Source organism: Bacillus sp. MAG717A, from assembly GCF_036884855.1.
Taxonomy (GTDB): Bacteria; Bacillota; Bacilli; order Bacillales; family Bacillaceae; genus Bacillus; species Bacillus safensis.
On the sequence record NZ_CP145733.1, the window covers coordinates 1,880,082 to 1,894,335 of the forward strand.

The 14,254-nt window shown below is 42.0% G+C and carries 13 protein-coding genes and 1 pseudogene; 4 read left to right on the forward strand and 10 right to left on the reverse strand.

Annotated elements, in window-relative coordinates:
• On the reverse strand, positions 1-644 hold a 644-nt coding region (locus V6Z54_RS09620; protein WP_338527267.1), incomplete at its 3' end, for a thiamine pyrophosphate-binding protein.
• Positions 645-794: 150 nt separating this feature from the next.
• Between V6Z54_RS09620 and alsR the strand changes: the two genes are divergently transcribed.
• Together alsR and V6Z54_RS09630 are read left to right on the forward strand one after the other, a co-directional pair.
• The gene (alsR, locus tag V6Z54_RS09625; protein WP_073978888.1) at positions 795-1,682 is read left to right on the forward strand and encodes an acetoin biosynthesis transcriptional regulator AlsR; all 888 of its coding nucleotides are present in this window, start codon (positions 795-797) and stop codon (positions 1,680-1,682) included.
• 59 nt (positions 1,683-1,741) lie between these two features.
• Positions 1,742-2,360: pseudogene (locus V6Z54_RS09630) on the forward strand (flavin reductase family protein).
• Between the two features lie 35 nt (positions 2,361-2,395).
• Here V6Z54_RS09630 and rbsB read toward each other — a convergent pair.
• The 9 genes from rbsB to V6Z54_RS09675 all read right to left on the reverse strand — a co-directional run bounded on the left by rbsB (position 2,396) and on the right by V6Z54_RS09675 (position 11,848).
• Entirely contained in the window at positions 2,396-3,313 is a 918-nt protein-coding gene (gene rbsB / locus V6Z54_RS09635) for a ribose ABC transporter substrate-binding protein RbsB (protein ID WP_041087924.1), read from the reverse strand.
• A 13-nt stretch (positions 3,314-3,326) separates the two neighbouring features.
• On the reverse strand, positions 3,327-4,280 hold the full coding sequence (gene rbsC / locus V6Z54_RS09640) for a ribose ABC transporter permease RbsC (protein ID WP_039181984.1): 954 nt from the start codon (positions 4,278-4,280) through the stop codon (positions 3,327-3,329).
• 1 nt (position 4,281) lies between these two features.
• A complete protein-coding gene (locus tag V6Z54_RS09645) occupies positions 4,282-5,763 on the reverse strand; it encodes a sugar ABC transporter ATP-binding protein (RefSeq protein ID WP_338527268.1) in 1,482 nt (493 codons plus the stop codon).
• 15 nt (positions 5,764-5,778) lie between these two features.
• Positions 5,779-6,171 carry a D-ribose pyranase gene (rbsD, locus tag V6Z54_RS09650; RefSeq protein WP_064497940.1) on the reverse strand — a complete coding sequence of 131 codons (393 nt, stop codon included), beginning with the start codon at positions 6,169-6,171 and terminating at the stop codon, positions 5,779-5,781.
• Positions 6,168-7,046 (reverse strand): ribokinase, encoded by an 879-nt coding sequence (gene rbsK, locus V6Z54_RS09655; protein WP_073978891.1) that lies wholly within the window; start codon positions 7,044-7,046, stop codon positions 6,168-6,170. The genes rbsD and rbsK overlap by 4 nt, the downstream gene beginning before the upstream one ends.
• Positions 7,043-8,029 carry a LacI family DNA-binding transcriptional regulator gene (locus tag V6Z54_RS09660; RefSeq protein WP_039181973.1) on the reverse strand — a complete coding sequence of 329 codons (987 nt, stop codon included), beginning with the start codon at positions 8,027-8,029 and terminating at the stop codon, positions 7,043-7,045. Before V6Z54_RS09660 ends, rbsK begins: the two co-directional genes overlap by 4 nt.
• Before the next feature lie 118 nt (positions 8,030-8,147).
• The gene (locus V6Z54_RS09665) at positions 8,148-9,290 is read right to left on the reverse strand and encodes a Ger(x)C family spore germination protein (protein ID WP_041087932.1); all 1,143 of its coding nucleotides are present in this window, start codon (positions 9,288-9,290) and stop codon (positions 8,148-8,150) included.
• Positions 9,280-10,377 carry an endospore germination permease gene (locus tag V6Z54_RS09670; RefSeq protein ID WP_041087933.1) on the reverse strand — a complete coding sequence of 366 codons (1,098 nt, stop codon included), beginning with the start codon at positions 10,375-10,377 and terminating at the stop codon, positions 9,280-9,282. The genes V6Z54_RS09665 and V6Z54_RS09670 overlap by 11 nt, the downstream gene beginning before the upstream one ends.
• Positions 10,367-11,848 carry a spore germination protein gene (locus V6Z54_RS09675; protein WP_041087935.1) on the reverse strand — a complete coding sequence of 494 codons (1,482 nt, stop codon included), beginning with the start codon at positions 11,846-11,848 and terminating at the stop codon, positions 10,367-10,369. The genes V6Z54_RS09670 and V6Z54_RS09675 overlap by 11 nt, the downstream gene beginning before the upstream one ends.
• A 746-nt stretch (positions 11,849-12,594) precedes the next feature.
• On the opposite strand from V6Z54_RS09675, the gene pgsB reads away from it, so the two are divergent.
• On the forward strand, positions 12,595-13,776 hold the full coding sequence (gene pgsB / locus V6Z54_RS09680) for a poly-gamma-glutamate synthase PgsB (protein WP_041087937.1): 1,182 nt from the start codon (positions 12,595-12,597) through the stop codon (positions 13,774-13,776).
• Positions 13,777-13,791: 15 nt separating this feature from the next.
• Entirely contained in the window at positions 13,792-14,241 is a 450-nt protein-coding gene (gene pgsC, locus V6Z54_RS09685) for a poly-gamma-glutamate biosynthesis protein PgsC (RefSeq protein WP_007497520.1), read from the forward strand.
• Positions 14,242-14,254 lie beyond the last annotated feature (13 nt).

The following is a 14,254-nucleotide window of genomic DNA, read 5'->3' on the forward strand; positions in this document are numbered from 1 at the left end:
ATTCCCACAATCGCAATAGGTAAGTGTGCATTTTGAATTTTGGCGATAGCCGAACTGATGAGAGCATCCGGTGCAGGACCTAATTCTGGAGAAGGGTGAGCAGACACTGCTGTTTGTGTGGTGTGTTCTGTCACGACATCTTGTGGAAAGCTGATAAATGCTGCTCCAGCCTGCCCTTTTTGTGCCGCGCGAAAAGCATTTGTTAATGCTTCTGGTATATTATGAACGTCTTGTACTTCAACGCTATATTTTGTGACTGGTTTGAATAATGCCGCATTGTCGAGTGATTGATGTGTTCGTTTCAAACGATCCGCACGAATGACGTTTCCAGCGATTGCGACAACAGGATCACCTTCTGTATTGGCTGTTAATAGACCTGTTGCTAAATTAGATGCACCAGGACCTGATGTGACGAGACAAACACCTGGTTTGCCAGTTAGTCGTCCGACAGCAGCTGCCATAAAGGCTGCATTTTGTTCATGTCTGCATAGGACAAGCTCTGGACCTCTGTCTTTTAATACATCAAATACAGCGTCAATTTTTGCACCTGGAATGGCAAAAACATGGGTCACACCTTGAGCAATCAGCGTATCAACAATCAACTCTGCTCCTCGTCTTGTTAGGGGTTGTGCTTGAGATTTCATTTACCCCGCACTCCTTTCGGCAAGTAAAATTTTTTATGAAAATATATTTTCATGATATGATTTACTATACATTTCATAAAATAAAATTTCCAATATATGTTTAACGTAGTTTTGATATGTTTCACGAATAAGTGTGTGAGGAGTGAAAGGATGGAACTGAGACATTTGCAGTATTTTGTCACAGTAGCGGAGGAGCTGCATTTCGGCAGAGCAGCCGCCCGGTTGAATATGACACAGCCTCCACTTAGTCAGCAAATTAAGCAGTTTGAGGAAGAATTGGGTTTTCCTTTATTTCACCGGTCGAAACGGGTGGTGGAGCTAACAGCTGCTGGAAAGGTCTTTTTACATGAGATTCGGGGAGTGCTGCAGCAGCTTGATAAAGCGGTTGATCATGCCCGTCATACAGCAAGAGGAGAGCTGGGGAAAATCATCATAGGTTTTGTTGGAACTGCGACGTATGATATTCTGCCGCCCGTTGTTCGTGAATTCAGGGAGCTGTATCCCTCTGTCAGTATCGAGCTGCAGCAGCTTTCTGTTCCGCAGCAGCTAGAGGCACTATTAAATGGTGAGATTGATATCGGTTTTTTACATCCTACATCGCCGCATGAAGAACTAGTCAGTCGTTTAATGAAGCAAAGTGAATGTATTTTTGCGATTCCAAAAAATCATCGATTGGCTAATAAAGAGACGGTCACGATTGAAGATATCCGTCATGAACCGATTATCTCTTTATCACAGGAATCATGGCCATCCCTTTATCAGCACTTTGTTCTGCTATGTGAAAAGTACGGGTTTTCTCCAAATATTGTGCAGGAAGCGGCGGAATATCAAATGATTATTGGCCTTGTCACAGCAGGGATCGGTATTGCAGTGATTCCAAAATCAGCCCGGCGTTTATTTAATCTGGATGTTGTATATAGGGCGATTGAGGATGAACAGCTTCTGGCGGAATGGACGATTTCCTATAGACGGGAAAATCATAATCCTGCTTTATTTCATCTTGTCCACCATATTCTGCATCGCACCGAGCTGGAATAAGAGGTATAGGGAACGGGTTATGGTATGATGTCGTTACATTAAAAGGAGGCGTACTTGAATTGATTACATTGCAAATGGATCAGCTGTCACGAAAAGAGGCATATAAATTATTATCTGGTTCTATCGTTCCAAGACCGATAGCGTTTATTACAAGTCTATCTAAAGAAAATGTCGTCAATGCCGCACCATTTAGTTTCTTTAATGTCATCAGTGGACACCCCGCCGCTCATTGCGGTTTCTATCGGACGACGTGAAGGTCAGATGAAAGATACTGCGCAGCATATCATCGACAGGGAAGAGTTTGTCGTTCATGTGAGTGACGAAGACATGATAGAAGATATTAATGAAACAGCTGCTACACTGCCGGTTGAAGAGAGTGAGCTGGAACGAACCGGTCTTCATCAAGTAGAGAGTCATGTCATTTCAGTGCCGGGGATCAAGGAAGCGCGCATTCGTTTTGAATGTCAGCTGGAAAAGCATCTCACCTTTCAAAGTGATGAAGGGGAGATCACGGTCGATCATATCATTGGCCGGGTTGTATGTGCACATTTAGATGAGGGTGTTTATGATCTAGAAAAAGGCTATGTTTCTACTAATGAACTGAAACCAGTCGCGCGACTAGCAGGTAATGATTATGCCCATTTAGGCACGTCATTTGTGCTGAAAAGACCACAGTAATAGAAAAACCCCCGAGTGATTCTCGGGGGTTCTGTTTATTTTTTCTGTTCTAGTTTCAGTGGAGCTGCGATGTTCTTTTGTACTTTTTTCCCTTTTAATACGTCGTTTGCAGCACCGACTGCCAGTTGACCGATTAGTTCTGGCTGCTGCGCAACCGTTGCAGAGAGTTTTCCTGCTTTGATTGAGCTGAGTGCATCTTCGTTCCCATCAAAGCCAACGACAAGAATGTCTTTTCCAGAGCTTTGAATTGCCTCTAGCGCGCCAAGTGCCATTTCATCATTGTGGGCAAAAACGGCTTTGATGTCTGGGTTTCCTTGAAGGAGGTTTTCCATGACATTCAGTCCTTTTGTCCGGTCGAAGTCAGCAGCTTGTTTCGCTGTCACTTTTAGGTCTTTATCTGCTATTTGATGGAATCCTTTTCCGCGCTCACGTGTAGCGGAAGCGCCTGGTACGCCTTCTAATTCAGCGACTTTTGCTCCTTTGCCGAGCTTGTCGATGATAAAGTTAGCTGCCATTTCGCCGCCTTTGACGTTATCTGAGGCGACAAGTGCTTCTACCTTTCCACTTTCGGCTGAGCGGTCTAATGTGATGACAGGTATATCAGAAGCGTTCGCTGATTCGACAGCGGTTGATATAGCAGATGAATCCGCTGGGTTGATGAGCAATGCGTCGACACCTTGCTGAATTAAATCTTCTACATCACTTGTTTGTTTAGCTGAATCATTTTGTGCATCTGCAATCACGACGTCAATGCCTAGCTTTTTCGCTTCTTTTGTCACACCGTTTTTCAAAGAAACGAAGAATGGGTTATTTAATGTCGAGATTGACAGCCCAATTTTGATGTCTTTTTTCTTGCCATCTTTTGATGACTTGGCCCACTCAGGTGGTTCAAGTGAGCAGGCAGAAAGCATGAACAATGAGAGAGTCAGGATGAGAATAAGATATTTTTTCATAGCAGCTGCCTCCTTAAGCAGATTTCTTTCTGTCTAGCAGGACTGCAATCAAGATGACAATCCCTTTCACAACAGATTGATAGAATGATGAAACACCAAGTAAGTTCATACCATTGTTCAGGACACCGATAATGAGTACCCCGATGAGTGTGCCGACAATTCGTCCTCTTCCGCCGGACAGGCTTGTCCCGCCAAGTACGACGGCAGCAATGGCGTCAAGCTCATAGGACGTACCAGCTGTTGGCTGTGCAGAATTCAGACGAGATGTTAAGATCGCACCTGCTAAGGCAGACATGAAGCCTGCTAATGAATAGATCATAATTTTCACGCGCGGTACTTTGATTCCTGAAATGAGCGCAGCTTTTTCATTCCCGCCGATCGCATATGTTCTTCTGCCGAAAGGCGTTTTATGAAGCAGTACCCAAAGGACGATAAAGGTGAGAAGCATCGTGATTGCTGGAACAGGAATGCCTAAGAAATATCCTCTGCCAAATAATTGGAATGCATAGTTAGAGCCAAGCCCAGTAATCGGGTTTCCATCTGTATAAACGAGTGTCAAACCTCTGAAAATCGTCATCGTCGCAAGTGTTGCGATAAAAGGAGCCATTTTTCCTTTTGTGATTAAAAGACCGTTGATCATCCCAAGAACAGCACCGATGATACAGCCGACGATAATGGCTAAAATCGGGTCCATGCCAGAAACGATAAAGCCGGCAGTCAGGGCACTGGACAGTGCAAGAATGGCACCGACTGATAAATCAATACCTCCAGTTAAAATAACAAACGTCATCCCAAAGGCAATGAGGGCATTAATGGAGATTTGTCTCAGTAAGTTTAAGATGTTTAAAGGTTCTAAAAAGGCCGGGTTTAAAATAGAAACAATGGCGACAAGGATGATGAGTCCTAAGAATGGCCCAAGCTTTTGCATGATGTTATCAAATCGTCCATTTGAAGTAAGTGGTTTCATGTTACTTCCCTCCTGTAGCTAGTGTCATAATTCGTTCCTGCGTTGCTTCTGTTTTGTCTAATTCTCCGCTAATGGTTCCTTCATGAATGACGAGTACTCGATCGCTCATCCCGAGTATCTCTGGGAGTTCAGAGGAGACCATTAAAATGGCAACGCCTCGATCGGTCAGTTCATTCATTAACTGATAGATTTCTCGTTTCGCTCCGACGTCAACACCTCGTGTCGGTTCATCTAAAATCAAGACCTTTGGCTGTATGCCGATCCATTTGGCGATGACGACTTTTTGCTGATTTCCACCAGACAGGCTACGGGCAGAAATGTCAGAGGAAGCCGTTTTAATCGTCAGTCGTTTGATGAGCAGGTCGACAAAATCCTGTTCATTTTTCTTATCAATCAGTCCCTTTGGAGAGAAGCTTTTTAAGTTTGGCAGACCGATGTTTTCTCGGATGGATGCATCAAGCATGAGCCCTTCATCCTTGCGATCCTCTGTGATAAAGCCGATACCGAGCTTGACAGCATCACTTGGTTTTTTAATAACAGCCTTTTTTCCATGAACCCAGATTTCTCCTTGGTCAAGAGGGTCAAGGCCAAAGAGAGACCGCATCATTTCAGTCCGGCCAGCACCCATTAAGCCTGCAACACCGACGATTTCTCCAGCTTTAACTGAGAAACTGATATCTTGAAATTGTCCTTTTTTCGTTGCTTGTTTCACCTCAAGGACAATATCTCCTGTAGAAGGCGTACGCTCGGGATATCGATCTGTCAATTCACGGCCGACCATTTTTTTGACGACTTCATGGAAATTCGTTTCAGGTATGGCTTTCGTATTGACCGTTTTCCCATCACGCATGATCGTAATCCGGTCACAGATTGCGAAGATTTCCTCCATACGGTGAGAAATATAGACGATAGAAACGCCTTCTTTTTTGAGAGATTCAATGACCTGGAAGAGCTTTTCAATTTCACGTTCCGTTAGAGCTGCTGTCGGCTCATCCATGATGATGACTTTCGCATCTGTCATTAATGCTTTTGCAATCTCAATCATTTGTTTTTGTCCAACAGAACAGCTTCCTGCCTCTTGATCAAGCGAGAGATTCACAGACAACCGGTCCAGCTGCGTTTGGGCAAGGACCTTCATTTTCTTTGTGTCTAGCAGCCCAAGCTTCGTATAGATTTCTTTCCCGATGAATAGGTTCTCCAAGACGGTCATATCCGGCCATATGTTGAGCTCTTGATGAATGAAGGCGATGCCGTGCTGTTCCGCTTCTTTTGGATTTTTGAAAGCGGTTTCTTTTCCGTCGATTTGTATCGTTCCTTGATCTAAAGAATAAAGACCTGTGAGCAGGTTCATTAAAGTTGATTTTCCCGCACCATTTTCACCCATGAGTGCGTGGACTTCGCCTGTGACGAGGTCAAAGGAGACCCCGGAGAGAACGGTGTTTTTCCCAAAAGCCTTATGGATGTTATGCATCTCTATGTTCATATCTGGCTCCTCCTTTTAAAAGATGACACCGGCATGAAGAATGCAGTTTGCGTATGGGGTGGCTTCACCCGTTCGAATGACTGCTTTTGCCTGTTTGGTCATGTCTTTGAACGTCTCGTGGTCTACTTCATGTAATGGTTTTGAGAACGCTTTCTTAAGAAATAAATGATCTCGTTTATTGGCCTCTTTGATTTCACTAGCCACAGTCATGTTTTCAACAGCCATTTCCTGAAGAAGGAGGGAGGTGACCTCCTGAAAGGACGGTGTGCCGATCGATAATGCCAGGTCAATTTTGACTGGACCTTCTGGAATAGGGAGGCCGCAGTCTGCGATGACGATTGTATCTGTATGGCCAAGGTCAGCAAGCACCTTGGCGATATGGCTGTTTAGGATGCCGTTTTTTTTCATTTCTTTTTCTCCAATTCTTCTCTTGTTGGCATGCCGCCTTGTGCGCCAAACTTTGTGACAGACATTGATGCTGCAAGATTGGCAAAGGCAAGTGCGTCATAGAGGGATTTGCCTTCTGTTAGGGCGACAGCTAAGGCTCCGTTAAAGGTATCGCCAGCTCCTGTTGTATCGACTGCTTCGACAGGTACACCTGGAACTAACACTTCTTTTGAACCGTCAAAATATCGAACCCCATTTTTCCCTTCTGTGATCAGTAATTTGTTAGGGTATTGACGCAAGGCATCTTCGATTGGCAGATCATCAAACATAAGAATAGCTTCGTGTTCATTCGGTGTAATGTAAGCAGCCTGCTCTAAAACCTGCTTCGATACTTTGCGGGCTGGTGCAGGGTTTAAAATCACAGTTATTTCTTTTTCACTGCAAATGGCGCAGACTGATTCGACCGTTTCTTCAGGTATTTCCTGCTGGATAAGAACCATCCCGATATCATCAATTGTAGAAAGAGCATCAATTACATAGTCAGGAGTGACCTCATTATTTGCCCCTTTGACCACGACAATGCTGTTATCACCTTCTGCTAAAATGATATGAGCTGTGCCGCTCTCTATTTCGGTAACCGGTTTCATATATGAGGTACGGACACCTTGTGCTTGTAAATTGCTGAGAATATCCTGACCATAAGCATCATCACCAACTCGGCCGACCATATATACATCTGCACCGAGTCTGGCACTTGCGACAGCCTGATTGGCACCTTTTCCGCCTGGGACCGTTTTAAACGATTCGCCTAAAACCGTTTCCCCGGCATTTGGCCGTTTATTTGATGTGACGACTAAATCCATTGAACAGCTTCCTACTACAACAATATGACTCATTGTGAATCCACCTTTCTTGTGGTCTCTCGTTCAATAAAAGAGACGGGCATTTGAATAACTGGCTGATCTATCGGTTGTTTCTGAATCGCTTTGATTAACAGCTGTGCCGCTTCTTTCCCCATCTCATAGGCGGGCTGCCTAATGGTCGATAAGGAAGGGAAAAGCAGCTCGCTTTGCGGAATATCATCAAATCCAATGATTTGAACGTCTCCTGGAATGGCTTTTCCGATACGAAGTGCTTCATGGATGACCGCTGTTGCGACGATGTCATTGCTGGCAATGATCCCATCTGTTTCAGGGTACAGCTGGAAGAGGGCTTTGGCGCTTTTTCGGGCTTCTTGAAAGGAAAAGGAAGCATTAGACATCACATGAAAGTCGACACCTGTATCCGTGAGAACATCGAGTGCGCCCTTGAAGCGCTGCCGAGCTGTTTGCAGATGGGCAGGTCCTTTTAGCAGTGTGATCTGCCGGCTGCCGCGTCTAATTAATTCCATCGCGGCCATTTTCCCGCCAGCTGCAGCATCTGCAAAAACAGAAGGTGCATGTGGAACGGTTCGATCTAAAAACACAACAGGTAAATCATCATCGTTGTATATATCTGATTCAGGTTCATTTGTGACTGCGATGACACCGACCACTTGATTTTGTTTAAAGGTTTGTAAGTAGGCCATTTCCTTCTCTCGATCCTCATCACTGTTCCCGAATAATAACCGAAAACCGTGCGCATGAATCTCATCCTCAACGCCTCTAGCCAGCTGAGGAAAGAAGGGGTTTGTGATATCAGGCAAGATTAAGCCGATTAAGCGTGATTCTCTTTTGAAAAGGGATCTAGCCACTTCATTGGGAAAGTAGTTCAACTCTTGCATTGCTTGTGTCACGCGGGTTTTAGTATCTGAATGGACATATCCAGTATCATTGAGCACGCGTGAAACAGTGGCAACAGACACTTGTGCAGCTTTTGCAACATCTTTAATTGTAGCCAATGGAGAGCCTCCCTTCGTGAGTGTGTAACCGTTTACACACATAGATTATCACGAAAGCATCGAAATGACAATCTAAAAAAAATAAAAAAAGAAAAGAAAGATGGCTTCTTTCTTTTCTTTAACTAATGATACCTGTTTGTGTAATATTCACTTTCACTTTTGGAATGATTTTTACCTTCGGATAATCGGTGACCCAGTTCATTTTCATATACTCATCATAGTGTCTTACTCGATATTTTCTGCCAAGACTGAGGACGTCAGAATTCGCCTCTTGCAGGGATGCAATGACTTTTTCGGCGTCTTTTGTCAATATAGCTGACAGTCTCTTATTTAACATTTCAATTTTCTTGTCTGTATCTAAATTGTCTTTCGGATATTCAAGAACAGAGGTGGTGAATTCAAACTCAAGAGAGAAGGTTACGTTTCGATGATCAGGATTGACGATTTTTATGTCTCTCTTTGAATCGGTTACTTGAATGGTGATGTAATTGTTCTCCTTTGATTTCATATCATTTCTTACTTTTTTAGTGAAGTTTGCATAATTGCCCATTTTCCCATCCATGATGGTGAGCAAGATGGCATCCTGAGCATATAGTTCACCTTTCTTTTTCTCATTATCAAATAAGGCAACCCCTCTCACACTCGTTAACTTTTTTGACTTATCGTAGTAGAGTAACGGCAGTGTGAAGTCTTCCCCGGTTTGCAGCATTTTGGACCTTACATTTTGAATGTTTTTAGGTGAAACTTGAGAGGAGTGTGATGCAGAAGTGATCAGGTTGTTTAAATAGTCGCTTACAATGAGTTTTTCTTTGAGCAGCTGATTGATCAATTCCACACAGCTTCCGCCTTGCACCACTGCCAAGTTTGCGAGCAAAGGGCTTTTCGGATCGCGATAAAACATATCTAAGTAAGGAAGCAACCGGTTTTGGGCAAATTCATCACCGATCAGCATCACCCTCATTTTCGACATATCAATTTTTTGGTCTACACTCCGGCTAAAGTTACTTCTTGCTTTTCTTAAAGTAGGCGCTTCGGTTGTGAGAACAGTGGTTAAATAGCTGCCAGTATTCCCTTGCTGCATACTTTGAGACTGCTGCACCTTTCGATAGGTAATCGAATATTTCGCATTGTCATCCTCACCTTGATCAACGGCTGAAGTTAAAACAAGAGAGATGTCTTTTAATAGGTTTTGATCCCAGCAGCCAGGCATGAAAATGAGGGAAACACACATAAGCAGCATCAATATGTACCTATGAAGCATGTGATTTCACCTTCTTTTTGCGGTGTTTGATCAAGATGATAACGGCCATCATGATCGGAAGTGTGTAAATAAATGAATATTGTGCAACGGTGGTAAAGTCATTAAAGCGCTGAATTCTAAAGTTATCGGTTGAAAGAAAACAGCTGACAGCATAAATCAAAATGGCAAAATAGTAGACATATTTTTTGTGATTTTTCTTCTTTAAAATACTGGATACGCCATTTGCACAAAAGTACAGATAATTACTTAGTGTGGCTAAAATGACAAAGACCCAGAAACTGAGAAAAATTAAATCTGTCCTCTCAATGACACCGAATGTAATGGTTTTTAATAGATACAAAACAGGATTCGGGATGACATCAAGCTCAGCCGGGCTGAAAAACATAAAACAAATTAATGTAATAAATAGGTAGTAAAGCGTCGTACATATATTTGAAATGGTCATTACTTTATATCGTTCCTTAATGGTGCCCTTCATCAGTGGAGAGATGACCAGAATCATCTCAAAACCATTCATTGACAGCACCACGTCCTTCAACCCAAGCTGGAGTTGAGAAACTTCTGTTTGGAAAAAAGGCATGAGGTAATCAATATTGGTTCCTTTCAATGCATAGAACATCAATAGAGAGAGCATAAGCAAAAAGGGAGTTAAGATAAAGTTAAACCTGACAATGGCTGTAATTTGCTCCTTTGCGATATAGATAATACAAATCATGAGTAATAGGTTAATGACCCAGTTCGGTGTAAGAGGGAGCACCCATATGCCAAGAATCCTTGTGAAGATAGAAAGCACAACGATACAAACCGAGGCAAAGTACACCATATAGAGCGTGACCAAGATGCGCCCAATCCATTTTCCAAAGACCTCAATCAACGCTTGGAAAAATGACGTCTCAGGATACTTGTAGATGATATAAAGAAAAATGGTATTGATGATCTGGATAAAAAAGCACGCTAAAATAATCGCCATCCAACCATCGTGTCCTATGTCTTTCATGAGTAAATGGGGGAGCGCTAAAATACCAACACCAATTTGAGACTGGATGATAAAAAAGACAGCTTGAGGGGGAGATATTTTATTTTTCATTCTTCTTTTTCCACCCTCTCAGTTGTTCAATTTGTTTTTTCTTTTGCGGATTTAAATAAACAGGTCGATTTTTGTACATCCACATTGGGAGTCGAACCACAGTATCTTTTAAGTCCTGCCAGTTAAATGGAGTAACAGGTGATAAATATGGAACTCCTAGTGATTCTAAGCGGCATAAATTCATGAGAATAATGGCGAGCCCAAATGAAATGCCAATAAATCCAAACATCGATGCCATAAACATGAGCGGGAAACGAAGCATCCTGATGGTGGACGTCATTTCAAACGATGGAAGTACAAACGAAGCGACAGCTGTCACAGCAACTACAATCACTTGGACATTAGAAATAAGTCCTGCTTGTACAACCGCATCCCCAATGACCAAACCACCTACAATTCCAATGGTCTGCCCGATTGGTTTAGGCAGGCGCACCCCAGCTTCACGTATAAGTTCAATCGTGATCTCCATCAGCATAGCCTCTATCAATGGCGGAAAGGGAATGCCAATAATAGAGTTCTTCATCGTAATGGCTAGTTCATCTGGGACAACCTCATAATGAAACGCAATAACAGCAATATAAAAAGATGGCAATATGACTGCGATGATACACGCAAGATAACGAAGAATACGAATAAATGAAGCAGGAATCCAGCGGCTGTTATAATCATCTGGTGACTGAAAGAAACTAAAGAACGTGATAGGCAGAATGATGGCCATTGGACTGCCGTCCATGAGTACGACTATCCTTCCTTCAAGGATCGCAGATCTCACCTTGTCCGGACGTTCTGTATCAATCAGCTGTGGGAAAATAGAAAATGAATCTTCCTCAATTGCCTCAACGACCGAGCCGGGGCTTAGCAGTGTGTCTACTTTAATGGAAGAAATCCGTCTATTTACTTCATCTACAATTTTTTGATTAGCGATATCAGAAATATAAACAATTGCAAGCTTTGTTTCAGATTTTGTCCCGATCTTATGATATTGAATGGCGAGCTTTCGATCATTTAAATGGGAACGCAGTAAGTAGATATTGGTATCAATACTTTCTACAAACCCATCATGTGCTCCGGCGATAATACTTTCAGAAGAAGGCTCAGAAATAGAGCGCAGCGGCGGCTGTCCGACAGCAAATAACTTGATCTGCGAGGAATTTTCATCAAGAAAGGCAATACTTCCTGCAATAATACTGTCTGTGATCAGCGTCAAGTCGCCTGTTTCAAGTGTGCTAAGAGATTTTATATAATTCTGCTTTCCAGGAGAGCCTAACAAGTTGCCGATAATGAAATCATTTAGTTTTCCTTCATCTATTCTTGTTTTAATAAAGAAAAGGACAGATTTCGTTTCATTTACCATTAATTCTCGGTATTCAAAATCGCCACTTTGCTGAAATGTCTTTTTCAGGATACGAATTTTTTCCTCGAAGCTGCCTGATAAAAAATGCAGGCGTGTTTGCTCATTGGTGTTTGGCATCTTTAGCCTCCTCTCACAGATTTTTTAACCATAGTGTAAGCTGAGAAGCGAATTTTATTCGTCACCTTAGGGGAAAGCATGACATGAGCTGACAACTTTCAACTAAATTCATATTAAAAATGTTAAGAAATGATGAATCTTGATAAAAACAAATGAATAATGTTTCATTGTTTAGGTCATAAGGTGTGAATCTCGTAAAGAGAAGGTACACCGAAATGATCAATCTTTTACATCTTATCCCAATTTTTTGTGACCTAAAAATAAGCAGATGACTTGATTTTTTCAGAGGTGACCTTTGTCATAGGTCAACACACAGCAATCTGACCAATGAGAATGACTTTCTAACCTGTTCGTTCAAAAATATAAAACATTCCAAAACACGCACTATTCATTTAAAGCACTGATATGACTGATGTTATAGAGAAGATCGGGTTTTAAAACATTGATTCAAAATACATCTTAATAATTGTCGAAAAATTTAGGGAGAAAAGGACAAAAGATTTTCGGATCATTGATGTTAACGCTTTCTCTTGAATTCAGCAGAAATTCAGAATGATTTTTGTCCGCCTTTTGGCCTTTTCATTTAAAGGATGGGTAGGCAAAAAAGCCTTTTGATTAGAGGAATTTGGCATACAAGGAAGTGAAAGATTATGTTACATAATACCGATTGTGATTTTATGCTGAACAGATATACTGTTGATTGAATTTACATATCACACTCATAAAAAAAGGAGATGTAGATAGCGATGTGGTTAATCGTTATAGCCTGTGTCATCATGTTAGGGATTGGCTTTATTGAAAAGAAGCGTCATCAGAAAAATATCGATGCCCTGCCGGTGCGCGTCAATATTAATGGTATTCGCGGAAAGTCTACCGTTACAAGATTGACAACCGGTATCTTAATGGAGGCAGGTTATAAAACTGTCGGTAAAACAACGGGAACGGATGCAAGAATGATTTATTGGGATACGCCAGATGAGAAACCGATTAAAAGGAAACCGCAAGGACCGAATATCGGAGAGCAGAAGGAAGTTATGAGAGAAACAGTTGAAAGAGGAGCAAATGCCATCGTCAGTGAATGTATGGCGGTAAATCCAGATTACCAAATTATCTTTCAGGAAGAGCTGCTTCAAGCAAACATTGGCGTGATCGTAAACGTTCTTGAAGATCATATGGACGTCATGGGGCCGACACTTGATGAAATAGCAGAAGCCTTTACAGCGACAATTCCTTACAATGGACACTTGGTTATTACGGATAGTGAATATACGGATTTCTTTAAAGAGATTGCGCAAAAACGCAACACAGAAGTCATTGTTGCAGATAATTCCAAGATTTCCGATGAGTTTTTGCGGAAATTTGAGTACATGGTTTTCCCAGATAATGCTTCACTGGCACTTGGTGTTGCCCAAGCATTAGGGATTGATGAAGATACGGCATTCAGAGGAATGTTAAATGCGCCGCCTGATCCAGGAGCGATGAGAATTCTTCCATTAATGGACGCGAAAACACCTGGACACTTTGTAAATGGATTTGCGGCAAATGACGCAGCATCTACATTGAATATTTGGAAGCGTGTGAAAGAAATTGGATATCCAACAGATGAACCGATTATTATCATGAACTGCCGTGCGGATCGTGTAGATAGAACGATCCAGTTTGCGGAGGATGTACTTCCTTATATTGAAGCAAGTGATCTTGTCTTAATTGGTGAAACAACAGATCCGATTGTGAAGGCATATGAGGAAGGGAAAATTCCGGCTGACCACTTACACAACCTTGAATATCAATCTACAGAAGAAATTATGAACATGCTTGAGAAAAAGCTTCATAATCGAGTGGTTTATGGAGTCGGCAATATCCATGGTGCCGCTGAACCGTTAATCGAAAAAATTCAAGAATACAAAATTAAGCAGCTTGTCAGCTAGGAGGAAATATAGAAAATGTTCGGATCAGATCTTTATATCTCGTTAATTTTAGGTGTTCTACTTAGTTTAATCTTTGCAGAAAAAACAGGAATCGTACCAGCTGGACTCGTTGTCCCGGGTTATCTGGCGCTCGTATTTAACCAGCCAGTCTTCATTTTAGTCGTCTTATCTGTCAGCTTGCTTACGTATGTGATCGTTCGTTTTGGCTTATCAAAATTTATGATTTTATACGGACGCAGAAAATTTGCTGCGATGCTGATTACAGGGATTGCCTTAAAACTGATATTTGATTTCTTCTATCCAGTGGTCCCATTTGAAATAGCAGAATTCCGCGGAATTGGAATCATCGTCCCTGGATTGATTGCGAATACAATTCAAAAGCAAGGTCTTACGATTACCCTTGGAAGCACGTTACTTCTAAGTGGTGCAACATTTGCCATCATGTATGTTTACTATCTATTTTAAGATAAGGTGTGTC